The following is an 18,043-nucleotide window of genomic DNA, read 5'->3' as shown; positions in this document are numbered from 1 at the left end:
GTCAGCGCCGCTTCATGTAGAGGTCGAAGGCCTTGTAGAGGACCGTGCTCAGCGGCAGGTCCCACTCGCCTGCGTACTCGACGGCCTCGCCGCCGGTGCCGACCTTGAACTGGATCAGCCCGACGTGGGAGTCGTCGCTGTCGAGGGTGTCGGTGATGCCGCGCAGGTCGTAGACGTCGGCGCCGGCGGCCAGGGCGTCCTGCACCATCGCCCACTGGGCGGCGTTGGAGCCGCGCACCTCGCGCTTCTCGGTGGAGGAGGCGCCGTAGGAGTACCAGCTGTGGGCGCCGACACGGATCGCGATGGTCGCGGCCACCAGGTCGCCCTCGTGGCGCGCCAGGAAGAGCTTGATCCGGTCGGGGTCCTCGGCGGCGAGGGCCTCGACCATGGTGCGGAAGTAGGACAGGGGTCGCGGGGTGAAGTGGTCGCGCTCCGCGGTGTGGACGTAGAGGGCGTGGAAGGCCTCGAGCTCGGCCAGGGCCTCGGCCGCGCCGGTGGTGGCGGTGACCACCACGCCCTCCTTGGCGGCCTTCTTGATGTTGCGCCGCCACAGCTGGTTCATGCCCTTGAGCACGTCGTCCTCGCTGCGGGGGCTGCCGTCGGCCGTGCGCAGCGGCACCTGGAAGACGTACTGCGGCTGACCGGCGGCGAAGCCGCCCTCGACCTGCTGCGGCACCCAGCCCAGCTCGCGCAGTTGCGAGACCACGCGCGCGCCGGTGTGGTCGCGCTCGGAGGGCGCGACCTGGCCCAGGGTGCGCACGCCGTCGTCGGCGATGCCGGCCTTGACCTGGGCGGCGCTCCACCGGCGGCAGACCACGGGCGGGCCCATGCGCACGCCGAAGGCGCCCTGGCCGCGCAGGTGCTCGGTGAGCGGGTCGAGCCAGGCGCGCAGGTCGTCGCCGGCCCAGTCGATCACGGGGCCCTCGGGCAGGTAGGCGAGGTAGCGCCTGAGCTTGGGCAGCTGGCGGTAGAGCACGAGCGCGGCGCCGACGGGGGCGGCGCCGCCGGGCTCGAAGAAGCCGATCGACTCGCGGCGCCACTCCGCCTTCACCCGGCCCCACGCGGGGGTCTGCAGGAAGCTGGCGGAGCGCTGCGTGGCCAGGAAGGCCAGGTGCTCCGCGTCGGAGATCGGGCGCACGCTCAGGGCGCTGGCGGTCTTGTCACGGGGCACGGCTGCGAGGCTACCGGTCCTCGCCGGCCGGTCCCGGCACCCCTCCGGGGGCTCCCCGTGGCCCGTGGTGCGGGCCACGGGCCGCCCGTCGTGGTGCGGCTCGTGGTGCGGCTCGTGGTGCGGGGGCCGTGGTGCGGGCGGTGGGTGCGGGGGCCGTGGTGCGGGCGGTGGGTGCGGGCCAGGGGTGCGGGCCAGGGGTGCGGGCCAGGGGTGCGGGCCCGGTCGTGCGGGCGGCGGGACGGGGGCCGGCGTACGTCAGAGCCGCGCGCGCAGCCAGGCGAAGTCGGCGACGTGGGCCTCGGCGGGGCCGGGGGTCTCGCAGACGACCGGGGCGCCGGCGTCGCGGACCACCGCGGCGAGGAGGTCGGGGTCGATGCGTCCGGCGCCGAAGTTGGCGTGGCGGTCGGCGCCGGAGTCGAAGTCGTCGCGGCTGTCGTTGCAGTGCACGAGGTCGATGCGCCCGGTGATCGCGAGGACGTCGGCGACGACGCTCTCCAGCGCGTTGCCGCCGGCGTGGGCGTGGCAGGTGTCGAGGCAGAAGCCGACGCGGTCGGCCTGCTCGGCGCCGGAGATCGCGTCCCAGACCCGGCCGATGCGCTCGAGGTGGCGGGTCATGGCGTTGTCGCCGCCGGCGGTGTTCTCGATCAGCAGCGGGACCTTGAGGTCGGTGGCCTCGACGGCCTTGCGCCAGTTGTCGAAGCCCTTCTCCGGGTCGTCGGCCTTGCCGACGTGGCCGCCGTGCACGACGAGCCCCTGGGCGCCGATCTCCGCGGCGGCGTCGACGTGCTGCTGGAGCAGCTTGCGGCTCGGGATGCGGATGCGGTTGTTGGTCGTGGCCACGTTGATGACGTAGGGGGCGTGGACGTAGAGGGCCACCCCCGCGGCCTCGGCGGCGTCGCGCAGCCCGGCCGCGCCGCCGGCGTAGGCCACGACCGGGCCCTTGTAGCTCTGCGGGTCGCCGAGGAAGAGCTGCACCAGCGGCGCGCCCCGCTCCTGGGCCTCGGTGATCGGGTCGACCTGGTCGACGTGGGCCCCGATCTCGATGCCTGCCTGCCCCGCTGCCTGGGTTGCCTCGCTCATGGCGCCACCCTACGAGCGCCCGCCGACGCCGGGTGCGCTCCGGCGGTGCGGCCGGCGGTGCGTCCGGGGGTGCGGCCGGGGGTGCGGGGTCGAGGATCACGCGATTGCGCGGAGCGGGTGCGGTGCTGGCTGCGACCGCGTGGTGCTGGGTCGTGGATCGCGCAATTGCGTGGACCGGGTGGGCGGCGGGGTGTGGCCGCGTGGTGTGGGGTCGTGGATCGCGCAATTGCGTGGAGCGGACGGGCTGCCGGGTGCGGCTTTGCGTGGTTCGCACCGTTCTGAATCGTCGAGAACTGCCCCAACCACGCAAACCGTCCGCGGGCGCACCTGACGGGCCCGCCCACCCGGTGCCTGGGGAGCGGTGCCTGTGGAGGAGCGGTCGCGCGCGATCGGGTGCGGTGACAGCCTCGGAGGGTCAGGCCGGTCGACCGGGAGGGGGGAGCGTGACCCCGTGGCCTCCCGGTGACCCCGGTGCTCCCGTCGCCGCCGGTGCCGCCCGGTGCGGCACCGCCCGCCGTGCCGTCGTCGCCGCGGTGCCCGTCGCCGCGGTGCATCTGGCCGCGGTGCTCGTCGCCGCGGTCCTCACTGCCGCGGTCCTCACTGCCGTCGTGCCCCCAGCCGCGGGGGCCGAGGCCCTGACCCCCGCCGCGGCGACCGCGTGGTCGCCCGGCTCCGCGGTGGGCGGCCCGCTCACCGCGCGAGGGTCGGTCGGCGACGAGGGGCTCCGCCCGGTCGACGGGGCCACCGGTTTCCGGCGGCCGCCGGTGCTCACGACCGGGCGCTACCGCGACCGCACGGTGGAGCCGACCTCGCAGAACATCTACTCCGTGCGCCGCGCCCTGCCCGGCTCGACCGTGGTGGTCGGGGCCACCGTCACCCACGGGCCGGGCGGCCAGGGTGGCCAGGGCGCTCCCGCAGGCACGGGCGCCCCGGGGCCCGGTCGGCTGACCGTGCTCCTGGGCTACCCCCGCGCCGACGGTGGCGGCTTCGTGCCCTGCGGGCGCTCCGACCGCTCGCCGCTGACCCGCGCGGCGCGGATGCCCCTGTCCACCGACGTCGCCTGGTCGGCCAAGGCCCGCGGCTGCCCGGCCCGGGCCGAGCTCAGGGTCGCGGTCTTCGCCGTGCGGACGTCCGGGGTGCCGGTCGGCAGTGCCTACGAGCTCGACGTGTGGGAGGTCCCCGCGCCGGGTGGGACGTCGCTGCCGGAGCCGGCCCCGGGCGCCGGGGCGCACCCCGACGCCGGCGTCGCCACCACCACGGTCGTCGCGGCCGCGTCGCCCGCCACGGCACCGGTGCTCGAGCCGGGCGCGGGCGTCCACGTCGCGCTCGCCCGCGGCCGGGTCGGCTGGCTCGGCGTACCGGTCGGGGTGGGGGAGGAGCTGGCGGTGCGCGCCGACGTCGACCCCCTGCCCGGCCGACCGGCCGCGGAGCTGGCTCTGGTCGGCCCCGCCGGCGGCCTGGCCAGCCCGCCCGACGCCGGCTCCCGGGGCCGCGCCGGGCCCGGGCCGCTCGTGCTCGGGGCCGACGGCGCGGTGGTGACCCCCGCCTCCCGGGCCGGCGGCGACTCCGGCGCGGGCGCCGCGTCGGAGCCCGGGGTGCACCTCGTCGCCCTGTGGGTGGCGGGGTCGGGCACGGCCGAGGTCACGGTGACCACCGCGGCGGTGCCGGGCGAGCCACGGTCCAGCGCCGGCGCGTCGTACGCCGGTCCGCCGCGCGCCCTGCCCCTCCCCTCCGGAGCGTCACCCGCGGCGTGGCCCGGCGCGGCCGGCGACGTCGGCGGTGCCGGGACCTCGGACGCCTCCCAGGAGTCGGCGGCCCGGACCCCCGCGGTCCCGGGCCGCACGGTCGGCGGCGTGGCACTGCTCCTGGGCGCGGTGGCCCTCGGCGGCGCGGGGACGGTCCTGCTGCGCCGGGCCCGGCGTCGCTGACCCGAGGCGGAGCCCTCGCCCTCGGTCGTGCCCGCGCTCGGCGGCGCCGGACCGGCGCCGCGCCATGTCCCCCCGGGGTCTGGTCCCACTGGTGCCCTCGCCCGCGCCCTGCGCACGCGGTCCCGGGTCCGCGTCCCCGGGTCCGCGTCCGGGGGTCCGCCTCCGCCCGGGGAGGTGGGCGCGTGGGGCCGGGTGACGCTCAGCCGGCCAGCAGCCGGACGCCCGCGGCGGCGAGCCCGCCGGCGCCACCGAGGCAGCCCGCGCCGGCCAGCCCCAGGGCCCATCGGTGCGCGCGGTCGGGCGGGCGGGCCCGGGAGGGGTCCGTCACGGGCCGCGCCCCCGGCGGCGCCGGCCAGGGCGGGGGTCCGAGCCGGTCCACGACCACCGGGGGCCGGGCACCGTCCCTCCACGGGGCGCCCGACGGCACCCCGGCCCGCCGCAGCAGGCCCAGCGCCGCGGCCGCCGAGGCCGGCCGTCGCCGGGGGTCGTGCGCGGTCAGGGCGTCGAGCAGTGGCACGAGACGCCCCGGGGGCGGCGTGGGTGGCGGTCCGGAGCGGGTCGGGGCACGACCGCTGAGCAGCTGGAGGGCGACGACGCCGGCGGCGTAGAGGTCCTGGCCGGGGTCGGGGGGCTCGCCCGCCGCCTGCTCGGGGGCCATGTAGCCGTCGGTGCCGACGGCACCGGGGGTGCGCGTCAGGCGCACGTCCTCGGCGAGCGCGGCCACACCGAAGTCGCCCAGGCGCACGTGCGGCCGCGCCGAGCCGGTCGCGTCGAGGAGCAGGTTGGCCGGCTTGACGTCGCGGTGGACCACGCCGGCCGCGTGCACGGCGGCGAGCGCCTGCAGCAGCTGGTCCAGCACGACGGCGACGAAGTCGGCGGGCAGGGGGCCGTGGGTCTCCAGCAGCGTCTGCAGCGAGCCCCCGCGCACGAGGTCCATGGCCAGGACGACCAGGTCGTCGTCGGCGGCCCAGCCGTGGGGGGCGATCACGTGGGGGTGGCGCACCCGCACCGACTGCTCGCGCACGAAGCGCAGCAGCAGCGAGGCGTCGTGCTGCCCCAGCACCTTCACGGCGACGAAGCGCTCCTGACGCAGGTCCCACGCCCGCCACACGCTGCCCATGCCGCCGGCGCCGACCTGGTCGGCCAGCACGAAGCGACCCGCCAGGGGCGGGATCGGCGGCACCGGGCTCACCGTGACGACGCTAGCCGGAGCGCCGGCTCGCCGCAGCGGCTCTCCACAGCCCCCCGACCGGGGCCGGCCGGCCCGGGGGCGACCCGGGGGCGGCCGGGACGGGGATTGCCGGGCGGCGTCGGGGCGCTGGTAATCTTGAGTGTCCTCGCGCGCGCTCCCCACCGATGGGATCGGGCTCGCGCGGGACACGCTCGATGTCCCCGGTGCGCCGGGGCTCGGGCGACGCACAGCCCTCCTGCCACGGAGAGACCGTGGCCGCCGAGTCCAGAGGAGGTGGAGACCGCTATGCGTGCTTATGAAGTGATGGTCATCCTCGACCCCAGCCTCGAGGAGCGCACGATCGCGCCCTCGCTCGAGAAGTACCTCAACGTCGTCACCAAGGACGGTGGCACCGTCGAGTCGGTCGACGTCTGGGGACGTCGTCGCCTCGCCTACGAGGTGAAGAAGAACGCCGAGGGCATCTACGCGGTGATCTCGCTGAACGCCGAGCCGGCCACGGTCAAGGAGCTCGACCGCCAGCTCACGCTCAACGAGTCCATCCTGCGCACGAAGGTCATCCGCCCCGACGCCAAGTGAGGCGTGGCGGCAGGTCGGGCCCCGAGCCCGTCCCCGCCGCCTGTGGAGGACCTCTGGCCGTTGTCGGCGGCTGCCGCCACCATGGCAGCACCGACATCGGACCCGACTGATGCGCACGCACCACCCGACACCCTGAGGGAGAACCCATGGCCGGCGAGACCATCATCACCGTGGTCGGCAACCTGACCGACGACCCGGAGCTCCGCTTCACCCCGTCCGGGGCCGCGGTCGCCAACTTCACGGTCGCCTCGACTCCGCGCACCTTCAACCGTCAGACCAACGAGTGGGAGGACGGCGAAGCCATGTTCCTCCGGTGCTCGATCTGGCGCCAGGCCGCGGAGAACGTCGCCGAGTCCCTGCAGCGCGGCATGCGTGTCGTGGTGCAGGGCCGCCTCAAGGCCCGCTCCTACGAGACCCGCGAGGGCGAGAAGCGCACCGTCTTCGAGCTCGAGGTCGAAGAGGTCGGTCCGTCGCTGAAGTTCGCCACCGCCAAGGTCACCCGCGCCTCCCGTCAGGGCGGCGGGGGCGGCTACTCCGGCGGCGGCCAGGGAGGCTCGCAGGGCGGGTCCTCCCAGGGCGGCGACGACCCGTGGGCCAGCCCCGCTCCCTCGGGCGGTGCCGGTGGGTCCGGCGGTGGCTACGGCGGCGGCGGTGGCGGCGGGCAGTCCCGTCCCGCCCCTGCGGCCGGCAACGACCCCTGGGCCGCCCCCGGCGTCCAGGACGAGCCCCCGTTCTGACGCGCTGCACCACCTGCACGACCCGCACCACCGCCGGTCGCTCGACCGGCGTCCTGTCCGTCCACCTCAACCATTCCGACCTGGTAGCCACTCCGGGACGGGCTTCTAGAAAGGAAGCACCACAATGGCCAAGGCAGTGATCCGCAAGCCGAAGAAGAAGGTTTGCCAGTTCTGCAAGGAGAAGGCGACCGGTGTCGACTACAAGGACACCACCCTGCTCCGCAAGTTCATCTCCGACCGCGGCAAGATCCGCGCGCGTCGGGTGACCGGCAACTGCGTCCAGCACCAGCGCGACGTCGCCACCGCGGTCAAGAACGCCCGCGAGGTCGCCCTGCTGCCCTACACGTCCACCGGTCGCTGAGAGGAGCGGAGAAGATGAAGCTCATCCTGACCCAGGAAGTCACCGGTCTCGGTGCCCCCGGCGACATCGTCGAGGTGAAGGACGGCTACGGCCGCAACTACCTCGTCCCGCGCGGCCTCGGCATCCGCTGGACCCGCGGTGCCGAGAAGACCGTCGAGTCGATCAAGGCCGCCCGCGCCTCGCGCGCGGTCCGCGACCACGACCACGCCGCCGAGATCAAGGCCAAGCTCGAGGCCTCGCCCGTCACCGTCAAGGTGCGCGCCGGCGAGGGTGGCCGCATGTTCGGCTCGGTCAGCGTCACCGAGATCGCCACGGCGGTCACCGACGCGACCGGCGAGGCCGTCGACAAGCGCACCATCGCGGTGACCAACCCGATCCGCTCGCTCGGCGCCCACCAGGTGTCGGTCAAGCTGCACGACGAGGTGTCCGCCACGGTGGCCCTCAACGTCGTCAAGGGCTGATCCCAGCACGACCCCGGGCCGCTCGGCGGCCCTCACGCCGACGGGGCCGTCCCTCCTCCGGGAGGGGCGGCCCCGTCCGGCGTTCCCGGGGCCCTCGGTGTCGCTGGGTGGGTGTCAGTGGCCCGCTGTCAGTGGGCCAGGATGCCGTCGAGCCGCACGGGCCGACCGTCGCTGGTGACGCGGATGCGGATGGTGCCGGTGCGCAGCGGGCTGTTCTGGTCGCGCACGGTGTAGAGGTGCTGGCGGTCCACGGTCGGGGTGGCGAGGTCCACCGGCTGCCACTTCCGGGCCCGGCCGATCTTGACCTCGACGCTGCCCGCACCGGGACCGCTGGGGCCGATGAGCACCAGCTCGCGCACGTTGCGCCCGTAGTAGCGCAGGGTCGCGCCCCTCTCCCGGGTCTCCAGGAAGCTGCCGCCCAGCGCGTCGGCGGAGCGCAGCGAGCGCCAGCGGCCGCCGTCGCCCGCGGTGAGGTCGGCCGGCACCGCGAAGACCGCGGTGCTGTCCTTGACGGTGGGGTCGGTGTTGCCGGCCTTGTCGGTGGCACGCACCGTGAGCGTCTTGTCTCCCGGCCCGAGGCCGCGCAGGGTCGTGACACCCTCCGCGCACGGCACGGCGGCGCCGTCGACGTCGCAGGCGAAGGTCGAGCCGCCCTCGTCGGCGGCCAGTCGCACCTGCGGGCTCAGCGAGTCGGCGATCGGCAATCGGTAGCCCTCGAGCTGGGGCGGGGAGCTGAGTACGAAGGTGTTGGGTGCGACGGTGTCGACGCGCACCACGCTCACCGCGGCCGACTCGTCGAGGTCGGGCAGGTCGGTCTCGGCGCCCGCGACCAGCAGACCGGGTGACGCGGTGGCGTCGATGGCGTCGTCGGCGGTGTCGATCGCGCGCACCCGGAAGGTGTAGGGGGCCGCGGAGCTGTCGTCGAGGTCCTGGTAGGTCCGGGGGCTCTGGCAGGCCTCCCAGCGGTCGTTGGTCGACGCGCCGTCGTCGTCGAGCTGGCACTCGAAGGAGATCGGGTCGGTGTCGCCGTCGGTGTGGCGCCCCGAGAAGGTGAAGGTCAGGTCGTCGGTGCGCAGGTAGCCGGCCGCGTTGGGCGGCGGGGTGAGCGCGGTGATCGTGGTCTCCGGCGGGGCGATGTCGTCGCACGGCGGGCCGGTGGGCAGGCCCAGCACGCTGCGGGGTGCCACCTCGGTGGTGCAGGCCTCGGCGGCCTGTGCGACCCCGGCGGGGCCGACCAGGGGGAGCAGCCCGGCGACGAGACCGCCGGTGGCCAGGAGTCCGACGCGGCGTCCGGCGCGGCGGACGTGGCGGACGCGGGGCGAGGTGGGCATGACGACTCCTGGGGCAGCGGGACCGGTGGTGGCTGGACAACGCCCCGGGGCCCGCCCAGGCTACGAAGCCGCGCCGGGAATCCCAGCTGCTCCAGACAACTGCTCGCGGGTGGCCCAGGGGCGCGCGGCGTACCGGAAGCCGAGCCAGACCAGCACGAGCAGCAGCAGCTGCGCGGTGACGTACGCCGGCACCTCGAGCGCGGCGACGCCGGCGCCGAAGACCAGCGGGGGCAGGACGGCGACGACGACGGCGAGCAGCCGCAGGGTGCGCAGCCAGGCCGACGCGCGGGTGTCGCCCGCGGCGCGCGCCCGCTCGGCCAGCTCGTGGCACAGCAGCAGCACGAGCGCGAGCTGGGGCAGGTTGGCGCTCCACAGCAGCGCCGGGTCGCCCTCGGCCAGGCGGGTCGCGACCTCGGGGAACCACACCGCCACCGACACCGCGCCCGCCACGGACCCCAGCGCCAGCAGCGGGAGGCGACGCGCGACCGGCAGGTCGCGCACGCCGAGCAGCACGAGGACCCACCCGACGGGGTCGGCGAGCAGGTCGTGGCCGCGCACGGGAGCGACGAGCAGGATGATCAGCAGCCCCATCGCGACGGACTGGAGCGGCTTCATGGCCGTGATGGTAGGCCGCGCCCCTGCGCCGCCGGAGGGGCGGTCAGGCGCGAGCCGGCCCGGTGACCATCCACGCGTCGCCGCGGGCGCGCGCGACGAGCACCACCAGACGCGCCCCCATGAACACCGCGCTGAACCCCACCCAGAGCAGCACGAGCCCGCCCGTCGGTGCGGCCAGCAGCGCCACCGGGGCGTAGACCAGCAGCGTCGCCACGCCGCCCCAGGCGAGGTAGACGCCGTCGCCGGCACCGATGAGCACGCCGTCGAGCACGAAGACCACCCCGGCGACCGGTTGTCCGAGGGCGGCGACGAGCAGCACCGGCACCAGTCGCTCGGCGACGGCGGGGTCGTCGGTGAAGAGCCGCCCGAGCACGGGGCTGACCGCGGCCAGTCCCAGGCCGGTCACGACCCCGGCGCCCACGCCCCACTGCAGCATGCGGCGGGTGGTCGCGCGGGTGCCCGCCAGGTCGCCGGCCCCGAGGGCGCGACCGGTGAGGGCCTGGGCGGCGATGGCGATGGCGTCGAGCACGAAGGCCAGGAAGGTCCACAGGGTCATGGCCAGCTGATGGGTGGCGAGGTCGACGTCCTGGGCGCCGCCCACGACGCCGAGCGTCACGGCGTAGGTGGTCACGAGCAGCGCCGCCCGCAGGGTGAGGGTGCGCACCACCAGCGGCACGCCGGCGCGGCCGGCGGCTCGGATGCCGGGGAGGTCGGGCCGCAGGGGGGCGCCCTCGCGTCGCGCGGCGCGCACGACGACGGCGAGCAGCGCCGCGGCGGAGGCGACCTGGGCCAGCACCGAGCCGATCGCGGAGCCGGCGATGCCGAGGTCGAGGCCGTAGACGAGCAGCACGTTGAGCACGACGTTGAGCAGGTTGCCGGCGACGGCGACGACCAGGGGGGTGCGGGTGTCCTGGAGGCCGCGCAGGATGCCGGTCGTGGCCAGCATGACCAGCAGGGGAGTGGTGCCGAGGAAGGCCAGGCGCAGGTAGGTCTCGGCCTGCGCCGCGACCTCGGGTCCGGTGCCGAAGGCGGCCACCAGCGGCGTGGTGCCCAGGACGCCGCCGACGGTCACCACGGCGCCGATGACCACGGCCAGCCACACCCCGTCGACGCCTTGCGCCATCGCCCGCCGTGTGTCGCCGGCGCCGAGGTGGCGCGCGACGGCCGCCGTGGTGCCGTAGGCGAGGAAGACGCACAGGCCGACGGCCGTCTGGAGGACCACGGCGGCGATGCCGAGACCGGCCAGCTCCGGGGTGCCGAGGTGGCCCACGATGGCGGCGTCGGTGAGCAGGAAGAGCGGCTCGGCCACGAGGGCCAGGAACGCCGGCACGGCCAGGCGCAGGATCTCCCTGTCCTCGGCCCGCCGCACGGGTCGCAGTGTAGTCACGTAAGGGGCTCTCGGCCGTTCCGGTCCTGACCGCCGTAGTCCGTGGCGACCAGTGGATAACTCGGGCCTGCCTGTGCATATCGCACGGGCCCGGTGCTTTGTCGACAAACACCCAGGCATCCGCCCGGTAGCCGGGGTGTGAACGCCCACGGCGTGAAAATACTTTGGTTCCACATGGCCTCAGCACTGTTTGCGCAGGTCAGCGCGGTGCGGTCGGGGAAAGTCCGTTTGTTGTCCACAGGGTTGTCCCCAGGCGGTGCACAACGCCACGCGTGTCGTCCACGGGTCACCCCGAGTTATCCCCAGGGCCTGTGGACAAGGTGGTGTCGCCGACCCCCTCCGACCACGTACGGTCCGACGACTGTCGGTGGACGTCCCTACCGTCGGCAGCGGCCGGGCACCCCCGGCGCGACCCGGTGACGGGGTCGCCGACGCACGGTCCGGGGTCGGGACGAGGAGGAGCCACAGCATGAGCGTCACCGAGCAGGCCGGTCACTCCGGGGGCTCCGCTCCCCTCGACGAGCCGCCCTTCGAGGACTGGGGCGACGGCCCGGTCTCCTACGCGCCGGGCGAGCGACCGACCACCCCCGGCGCGCGCACGCCCCCGCAGGACATGGCCGCCGAGCAGTCGGTGCTCGGCTCGATGCTGATCTCCAAGGACGCCATCGCCGAGGTCTCCGAGGTGCTGCGCGGCGTCGACTACTACCGCCCCAGCCACGAGACGATCCACGACGCGATCATCGATCTCTACGGGCGCTCCGAGCCGGTCGACATGATCACCGTGGCCAACGAGCTCCAGCGCCGTGGCGAGCTGCAGAAGATCGGCGGGGCGCCCTACCTCCACACGCTCTCGGCCAACGTGCCGATCGCGGCCAACGCGGGGTGGTACGCCCAGATCGTCCACGAGAAGGCGGTCCTGCGTCGCCTCGTCGACGCCGGCACCAAGATCGTCCAGATCGGCTACGCCGGCGAGGGCGACGTCGACGACATCGTCGACCAGGCCCAGGCCGAGGTCTACAAGATCGCCGACAAGCGCAGCACCGAGGACTACGCGCCGCTCTCCGACATCATGGACGGCGTCCTCGACGAGATCGAGGCCATCGGCAACCGGGAGAACGGGCTCTACGGCGTGCCCACCGGCTTCGCCGACCTCGACGACCTGACCAACGGTCTCCACTCGGGCCAGATGATCATCGTGGCGGCCCGACCCGCCATGGGGAAGTCGACCCTCGCCCTCGACTTCTGCCGCTCCGCCTCGATCCACAACAACCTCTCCAGCGTCTTCTTCAGCCTCGAGATGACGCGCTCGGAAATCACGATGCGCCTGCTCTCGGCCGAGGCGAAGGTGCCGCTCAACCACATCCGCAACGGCAACATGAACGACGACGACTGGACCAAGCTGGCCCGCAAGATGGGCGAGGTCTCCTCGGCGCCGATGTTCATCGACGACTCGCCCAACATGACGATGATGGAGATCCGGGCCAAGGCGCGCCGGCTCAAGCAGCGCCACGACCTCAAGCTCATCGTCATCGACTACCTGCAGCTGATGAGCTCGGGCAAGAAGGTCGAGTCGCGCCAGCTGGAGGTCTCGGAGTTCTCCCGCCAGATCAAGCTGCTGGCCAAGGAGCTCGAGCTGCCGATCATCGCGCTCTCCCAGCTCAACCGTGGCCCGGAGCAGCGCGGCGACAAGCGCCCGATGATGAGCGACCTGCGCGAGTCGGGCTCGATCGAGCAGGACGCCGACATGGTCATCCTGCTCCACCGCGACGACGTCTACGAGAAGGAGTCGACCCGCCCCGGCGAGGCAGACCTCATCGTGGCCAAGCACCGCAACGGCGCGACCCGCGACATCACCGTGGCCTTCCAGGGCCACTACAGCCGCTTCGTCGACATGGCCCACTGACGAGAATTGCGCGCACTGGGTGAAGCCCGGGAGACCAGATGGGCCACTGGAGACCGGCAGCCTGTGGCTGCGACGGGATCGGGCAGTGCCAACCCGCTACTGCGGAAACATGCTCGCCGACGAGTCAGCCCTAGATCGCGGTTGCCCGATCTCGGCGAACACATCTGTTCGCCTGACGCTGGGATTGATGCAAGGCAGTCTGAGCGCTCCATGTGGGGGCGTCGCAGCAATCGGATCGGCACGAGGGATTGGTCGGAGTGGGGATCGTGGTCAACGAGGTGATCGCTAGCAGTGGCTGGGTAGAGGAGCAGCGGGACCGCGTGGAGTGGTCATGCCTCGCCGATGGGGGCAAAGCACAGGCAGCGTGGCGGCACTTGGGTTTTTCAATCGAGGAAGCCGCGGATTGGTTCGACCAGCTGAGTGGCTTGGAGTCCAAGGCGCTCTCTGCGGAGGAGTGCGCGCAATTGGCCGCGGGATGGGTTGTCGCCGGGTTTTCACTGGCGGACGTACCCGCCTGGTTCGACTGTCTGCCGCACGTGGGACCAGTTGAGCGTGCGATGGTTGCTCGGGAATGGCGGGAGTCGGGCTTCACCGCAAGATCTGCGCAGAGATGGGCGTCTCGGGAAGACGTCACGGTTGCCGTGCTGCTGGAGAACGGAGGGTGGCATCCGCGCCAACGAGACCTCCTAGACTTGCTGCTTCTCAACGACGAGAGGCACCTCCGGGTGGCGCTGATAAGTGCTCCAGTCTCGCCGGCCCACGTGTTGGACTACGTAAAGGCGGGTTTGGCGCTCGCAGAGTTCGCAGCGTACGAGAACCAGGTTCGGCAGCGGCGTCCGATCCAGGCTGTGCTTCGTGATCTGGGGAAACGGCGCACGTACTCACACTCTCTCGCGTTCCGTCTCGACGCAGTGATCGCCGAGTTGCCGGCCGGGTCCACCGGGTATCACGTCGAGTCGCTGTTGCCCGACGCCGTGGACCCGACCGCTTGCGATCACGAGCCCTTGAGCCCGCTTCCTCCCGGCTACGACGGACCGCAGATCGTTGAGACTTGGTCTGATCGCGGTCTAGCCGTGTGGACGCGGGGCGCCGGGGAGTGGATGGAGGGCGGAGTTCCCGGGGACTACGCCTACGTGCCGATCTTGGGATGGTCGGAATCGGACCAGGAAGTCGTGCGCGTCGCCTTCTCGGCCGATCTCGAGGAGGGTGAGTCGTGCGAGGTCAGTTGGCCACCAAGGGCGAGTCTGTGGACTGAGGGTTCCGTCAGCGAGCCCGACCTGCAGGGCTGCGACGCTCACGAGTCCTTCGATCCGATGTGCCTCGACTGTCCGGTTGCATCGCAGTCTGCGGACATGGATCCCGCCGAATGGCGGTGGTACGTCGGCGTAGAAGTCTTCAGACCGGCCGAGGACGACGACGAGCGCTTCGAAGTCGATTGCTCTTATCAGCACATCCTCACGACTCGCATGGATCCACGTGCGGTGGAGTACAGCGAATCGGGGCCGCTGCGCTGACCGAGGAAGTGTCGGACAAGACGCAGGAGCCGAGCGGCCGGTCCGGATAACGGCGCCTCACGCCGCGACGTACGGCGAACGACCGACCAGCCGGGCGACCACGACGCCGGTGACGGTCATCGCCAGCGCGATGGCCGCGAGCACCACGAGCTGGAACTGCGCGGCCTCGGCCGGGCTCGCGCCGCCGAAGAGCGCGCCGACGAAGGCGCCGGGCAGGGTCACCAGCCCCGTCGAGCGGGTCTGGTCGAGCGTGGGCAGGAGCATCTCGCGCGTGGCCTCGCGGCCGATGTCGCGGTGCGCCCGGGTCGGGGTGGCGCCCAGCGAGAGCCAGGCCTCGACCTCCCCGGACCGCTGGGTGGCACTGCGCAGGAAGGTGCGCCCGGTGAGGGTCGCGGCGCTCATCGCGTTGCCGATGACGATGCCGGCCACCGCCACGACGTAGCGCACCTCCGGCTCGACCAGCCGCAGCGCGAGCACCGCGCCCAGGGCGACCACGGCGCCGCAGACGACGCCGAGCACGGCCGCGCGGCGCCCGCCCCACAGCCCGCGCAGGCGGCCGCGGGCCGTCCACGACGCCGTGGCCAGCATGAGCGCGAGGAAGGCCACGACCGTCCAGGGCGCGGAGAGGATGCCGCGCAGCAGCAGCGCCACGACGCCCAGCTGGACCACGGCCCGCAGCAGCGCGGTGAGCGGGGCCAGCCCCAGGGACAGCCCCGCCGCCCGGGCCAGCAGCACCGTCGCCGCCACGAGCGCGCCGAGACCCAGGCCGAACCCGAGGTGGTCCTGCCAGGCCGTCACGCGCCCAGTCTCCCCGAGGCGGGGGACGCGCGGGGGTCCCGGAGGTGACGGGTGTCGGCGACCCCCACTACGGTGTCGCCTGCTGTGACGCACGTCACCGGATCGATCTCGGGAGCTCCCATGCCACGCACCACCCGTCCTGCCCGTCCCGCCCTCCTCGGCCTCGCCGTCGCCGCGGTCCTCGCCCCGCTGGCCGCCGCGCCGCTGGCGAGCTCGCCGGCCGCCGCCGACCCGGCGTCCGCAGCCACCGCGACCGGCACCACCACGACGGGGTCGCCCGGTGCCCCGGCCGCCGACCCGCGGCCGGCGGCGCGGGCCCGGCACTCGCTGCGCGGCGACCTGACCGACCAGAGCCTCTACTTCGTCATGGGCGACCGGTTCGCCAACGGCGATCCCTCCAACGACCGCGGCGGCCTCGAGGGGGAGCGCGAGGTCACCGGCTTCGACCCCACCGGCAAGGGCTTCTTCAACGGCGGCGACCTGGTCGGCCTGCGCGAGCAGCTCGACTACGTGCAGGGCCTCGGCACCGACGCGATCTGGCTGACGCCGGTCTTCAAGAACAAGCCGGTGCAGCTGGAGGACGGCCCCTCGGCCGGCTACCACGGCTACTGGATCACCGACTTCACCCAGGTCGACCCCCACCTCGGCACCAACGAGGACCTCGCGGCGCTCGTCGACGCGGCCCACGAGCGGGGCATGAAGGTCTTCTTCGACATCATCACCAACCACACCGCCGACGTCATCGGCTACGAGGAGGGTGCGCGCACCGCCTACGTGCCCAAGGACGTCGAGCCCTACCGCACCGCCGGCGGCCGGGCCTTCGACGACCGCGACGTCGCCGGCCGCGCCTTCCCCGAGCTCGACGCCGCCACGTCCTTCCCCTACACCCCGGTGCTGGAGGAGGGCGAGGAGGACCTCAAGGTCCCGGCGTGGCTCAACGACCCGCGGATGTACCACAACCGCGGCAACACCACCTTCACCGGCGAGGACAGCCAGTACGGCGACTTCTTCGGCCTCGACGACCTCTTCACCGAGCGGCCCGAGGTGGTCGAGGGCATGCTCGACATCTACCGCACGTGGGTCGGCGACTTCGGCATCGACGGCTTCCGCATCGACACCATGAAGCACGTCAACGACGAGTTCTGGCAGGAGTTCGGCCCCGGGATGGTCGACTACGCCCGTGCGCAGGGCAAGGACGACTTCTTCATGTTCGGCGAGGTCGCCCTCGACGGCAGCGGCACCGCGGCCAAGGCCTTCACCTCCCGCTACACCACGACCGACCGGATGCAGTCGGTGCTCGACTTCCCCTTCCAGGACGCCGCCCGCGGGTTCGCCTCGCGCGGGGGCTCGGCCGCGGCCGTGGCCCGCTTCTTCACCGCCGACGACTGGTACACCGACGCCGACTCGAACGCCTACCAGCTGCCCACCTTCCTCGGCAACCACGACATGGGCCGCTTCGCGCACTTCCTGCGCGCCGACAACCCGGGCGCCGACGACGCGGAGCTGCTGCGCCGCGACGTCCTGGCCCACGAGCTGATGTACCTCTCCCGCGGCAACCCGGTCGTCTACTACGGCGACGAGCAGGGCTTCGCCGGCGAGGGCGGCGACCAGCTGGCGCGCCAGACCATGTTCGCCAGCCAGGTGCCGGAGTACGCCGACGACACCCAGCTCGGCACCGACCGCACCGGCGCCGACGACAACTTCGTCACCGACCACCCGCTCTACCAGGCCATCGCCGGTCTCGACGCGCTCACCGAGGAGCACCCCGCCCTGCGCGACGGCGCCCTCCAGGTGCGCCACGCCGACGACGGGCCGGGCGTCGTGGCCTTCTCCCGCACCGACGCCCGCGAGCAGGTCGAGTACGTCGTGGCCGTCAACAACTCCACCGAGGCACGCACCGCAGCGGTCCCGACGTACGCCGCTCGCGCCGGCTTCCGGCTGGTGCACGGCGACGGGCCGGCCGACCTCGTGACCGGCCGCGACCGCAGCCTGCCCGTCGAGGTGGGCCCGCTGTCCACCGTGGTCTACCGCGCCACCCGCGCGCTGCCGGCCTCGACCCGCGCGCCCCGGATCGAGCTCGACCGCCCCGCGCCCGCGGCCGCCGCCCGCGGCCGGATGCAGGTGCGCGCCGACGTCGACACCACCTCCTTCGCCGAGGTCACCTTCCTGGCCCGACGAGCCGGCGGGGCGTGGCGCTCGATCGGCACCGACGACTCCGCGCCCTACCGCGTCTTCCACGACACCAGCGCGCTGCCCACCGGGGCGCGCGTGGACTACCGCGCCGTGGTCCTCGACAACGCCGGGCACACCCGGTCGAGCCAGGTGCGCGCGGCCCGGGTCGCCGCTCCGGCGCTCACCCTCGACGCCGGGGCCGACGAGGCCGGCACGGTGAGCAGCATCGACCCCGTGACGGTGACCGCGGGCGTCGACCCCGAGCGAGCCGACCAGCGGGTGCGCTTCGAGCGACGCGTGGGCGCCGGCGACTGGACCCGCCTGGGGGTCGACTCCTCCTCGCCCGTCTACACCTGGCGCGACGACGTGACCGGGCTGCCCGTCGGCTCGCGGGTCCGCTACCGCGCCACGCTGCTCGAGCCCGGGTCGCCCGCCGTGCGCAGCGACGTCGTCACGGTGCGCACCGCCGAGCCCGTGGCCCAGCGCGACAGCGTGGTCGTGGCCGGCGACCTGCAGAGCGAGATCGGGTGCCCGGGCGACTGGGACCCCGCCTGCGAGCAGAGCCGGCTGGCCTTCGACCCCACCGACGGGCGCTGGCACGCGAGGTTCGCGCTGCCGGCGGGCTCCTACAGCTGGAAGATCGCGGTCGACGGCAGCTGGGAGGAGAACTACGGCGCCGGCGGCGCGGCCGGCGGCGACAACCTCGCCCTGGACGTGCCCGACGGCGGCGGTGACTACCTCTTCACCTGGGACCAGGTCAGCCACGTGCCGTCGGTCGAGCCCGCGGGCTGAGCGCCCGGTGCGAGCCGGGCCGCGA

General features: G+C 73.8%; 15 protein-coding genes. 8 read left to right on the top strand and 7 right to left on the bottom strand.

Features of this window, described 5'->3' with window-relative positions; translation table 11 throughout:
• Position 1: 1 nt before the first annotated feature.
• Together ASF47_RS16690 and ASF47_RS16685 are read right to left on the bottom strand one after the other, a co-directional pair.
• The gene (locus ASF47_RS16690) at positions 2-1,171 is read right to left on the bottom strand and encodes a lipid II:glycine glycyltransferase FemX (protein WP_235558785.1); all 1,170 of its coding nucleotides are present in this window, start codon (positions 1,169-1,171) and stop codon (positions 2-4) included.
• Positions 1,172-1,426: 255 nt separating this feature from the next.
• The gene (locus ASF47_RS16685) at positions 1,427-2,251 is read right to left on the bottom strand and encodes a deoxyribonuclease IV (RefSeq protein ID WP_056865088.1); all 825 of its coding nucleotides are present in this window, start codon (positions 2,249-2,251) and stop codon (positions 1,427-1,429) included.
• Positions 2,252-2,694: 443 nt separating this feature from the next.
• Between ASF47_RS16685 and ASF47_RS16680 the strand changes: the two genes are divergently transcribed.
• Entirely contained in the window at positions 2,695-4,179 is a 1,485-nt protein-coding gene (locus ASF47_RS16680; protein ID WP_056865087.1) for a hypothetical protein, read from the top strand.
• A 199-nt stretch (positions 4,180-4,378) separates the two neighbouring features.
• Here the strand turns inward: ASF47_RS16680 and ASF47_RS16675 are convergent, their stop codons facing one another.
• Positions 4,379-5,371, bottom strand: coding sequence for a serine/threonine-protein kinase (locus ASF47_RS16675; RefSeq protein ID WP_235558784.1), 993 nt, complete (start codon positions 5,369-5,371; stop codon positions 4,379-4,381).
• A gap of 285 nt (positions 5,372-5,656) precedes the next feature.
• Here ASF47_RS16675 and rpsF point away from each other — a divergent pair, with 285 nt between their 5' ends.
• The 4 genes from rpsF to rplI all read left to right on the top strand — a co-directional run bounded on the left by rpsF (position 5,657) and on the right by rplI (position 7,506).
• Positions 5,657-5,947, top strand: coding sequence for a 30S ribosomal protein S6 (gene rpsF, locus ASF47_RS16670; protein WP_082500432.1), 291 nt, complete (start codon positions 5,657-5,659; stop codon positions 5,945-5,947).
• A 146-nt stretch (positions 5,948-6,093) separates the two neighbouring features.
• The gene (locus tag ASF47_RS16665) at positions 6,094-6,684 is read left to right on the top strand and encodes a single-stranded DNA-binding protein (RefSeq protein ID WP_056865084.1); all 591 of its coding nucleotides are present in this window, start codon (positions 6,094-6,096) and stop codon (positions 6,682-6,684) included.
• Positions 6,685-6,808: 124 nt separating this feature from the next.
• The gene (gene rpsR, locus ASF47_RS16660) at positions 6,809-7,045 is read left to right on the top strand and encodes a 30S ribosomal protein S18 (protein WP_056865083.1); all 237 of its coding nucleotides are present in this window, start codon (positions 6,809-6,811) and stop codon (positions 7,043-7,045) included.
• A gap of 14 nt (positions 7,046-7,059) precedes the next feature.
• Positions 7,060-7,506, top strand: coding sequence for a 50S ribosomal protein L9 (rplI, locus tag ASF47_RS16655; RefSeq protein WP_056865082.1), 447 nt, complete (start codon positions 7,060-7,062; stop codon positions 7,504-7,506).
• A gap of 128 nt (positions 7,507-7,634) precedes the next feature.
• On the opposite strand, the gene ASF47_RS16650 is transcribed toward rplI, so the two are convergent.
• Genes ASF47_RS16650 through ASF47_RS16640 form a run of 3 tightly spaced genes read right to left on the bottom strand, consistent with a single transcriptional unit; the run spans position 7,635 to position 10,821 of the window.
• Positions 7,635-8,837 (bottom strand): hypothetical protein, encoded by a 1,203-nt coding sequence (locus tag ASF47_RS16650; protein WP_056865081.1) that lies wholly within the window; start codon positions 8,835-8,837, stop codon positions 7,635-7,637.
• A gap of 60 nt (positions 8,838-8,897) precedes the next feature.
• Entirely contained in the window at positions 8,898-9,452 is a 555-nt protein-coding gene (locus ASF47_RS16645) for a hypothetical protein (protein WP_056865080.1), read from the bottom strand.
• A gap of 43 nt (positions 9,453-9,495) precedes the next feature.
• Positions 9,496-10,821, bottom strand: coding sequence for an MATE family efflux transporter (locus ASF47_RS16640; protein WP_235557708.1), 1,326 nt, complete (start codon positions 10,819-10,821; stop codon positions 9,496-9,498).
• A gap of 487 nt (positions 10,822-11,308) precedes the next feature.
• Between ASF47_RS16640 and dnaB the strand changes: the two genes are divergently transcribed.
• Both dnaB and ASF47_RS16630 read left to right on the top strand, forming a co-directional pair.
• The gene (dnaB, locus tag ASF47_RS16635) at positions 11,309-12,742 is read left to right on the top strand and encodes a replicative DNA helicase (protein WP_056865078.1); all 1,434 of its coding nucleotides are present in this window, start codon (positions 11,309-11,311) and stop codon (positions 12,740-12,742) included.
• A 266-nt stretch (positions 12,743-13,008) separates the two neighbouring features.
• Entirely contained in the window at positions 13,009-14,256 is a 1,248-nt protein-coding gene (locus tag ASF47_RS16630; RefSeq protein WP_156697962.1) for a hypothetical protein, read from the top strand.
• Positions 14,257-14,313: 57 nt separating this feature from the next.
• Here the strand turns inward: ASF47_RS16630 and ASF47_RS16625 are convergent, their stop codons facing one another.
• On the bottom strand, positions 14,314-15,054 hold the full coding sequence (locus ASF47_RS16625) for an ABC transporter permease (RefSeq protein WP_056865076.1): 741 nt from the start codon (positions 15,052-15,054) through the stop codon (positions 14,314-14,316).
• 120 nt (positions 15,055-15,174) lie between these two features.
• On the opposite strand from ASF47_RS16625, the gene ASF47_RS16620 reads away from it, so the two are divergent.
• Entirely contained in the window at positions 15,175-18,018 is a 2,844-nt protein-coding gene (locus ASF47_RS16620) for an alpha-amylase family glycosyl hydrolase (RefSeq protein ID WP_056865075.1), read from the top strand.
• Positions 18,019-18,043 lie beyond the last annotated feature (25 nt).

The sequence above is a fragment of the Nocardioides sp. Leaf285 genome (genome assembly GCF_001422955.1).
In the GTDB taxonomy this organism is placed as follows: domain Bacteria; phylum Actinomycetota; class Actinomycetes; order Propionibacteriales; family Nocardioidaceae; genus Nocardioides; species Nocardioides kribbensis.
Note: the sequence above shows the minus strand (reverse complement) of the source record. Positions and strands in the feature narration are given on the sequence as shown.

Excerpts from the sequence above, each read along its gene's own strand:
- rpsR (WP_056865083.1), top strand. The coding sequence starts at position 6,809 with ATGGCCAAGGCAGTGATCCGCAAGCCGAAGAAGAAGGTTTGCCAGTTC.
- ASF47_RS16665 (WP_056865084.1), top strand. The coding sequence starts at position 6,094 with ATGGCCGGCGAGACCATCATCACCGTGGTCGGCAACCTGACCGACGAC.
- ASF47_RS16620 (WP_056865075.1), top strand. The coding sequence starts at position 15,175 with ATGCCACGCACCACCCGTCCTGCCCGTCCCGCCCTCCTCGGCCTCGCC.
- ASF47_RS16645 (WP_056865080.1), bottom strand. The coding sequence starts at position 9,452 with ATGAAGCCGCTCCAGTCCGTCGCGATGGGGCTGCTGATCATCCTGCTC.
- rplI (WP_056865082.1), top strand. The coding sequence starts at position 7,060 with ATGAAGCTCATCCTGACCCAGGAAGTCACCGGTCTCGGTGCCCCCGGC.
- rpsF (WP_082500432.1), top strand. The coding sequence starts at position 5,657 with ATGCGTGCTTATGAAGTGATGGTCATCCTCGACCCCAGCCTCGAGGAG.
- dnaB (WP_056865078.1), top strand. The coding sequence starts at position 11,309 with ATGAGCGTCACCGAGCAGGCCGGTCACTCCGGGGGCTCCGCTCCCCTC.
- ASF47_RS16650 (WP_056865081.1), bottom strand. The coding sequence starts at position 8,837 with ATGCCCACCTCGCCCCGCGTCCGCCACGTCCGCCGCGCCGGACGCCGC.
- ASF47_RS16685 (WP_056865088.1), bottom strand. The coding sequence starts at position 2,251 with ATGAGCGAGGCAACCCAGGCAGCGGGGCAGGCAGGCATCGAGATCGGG.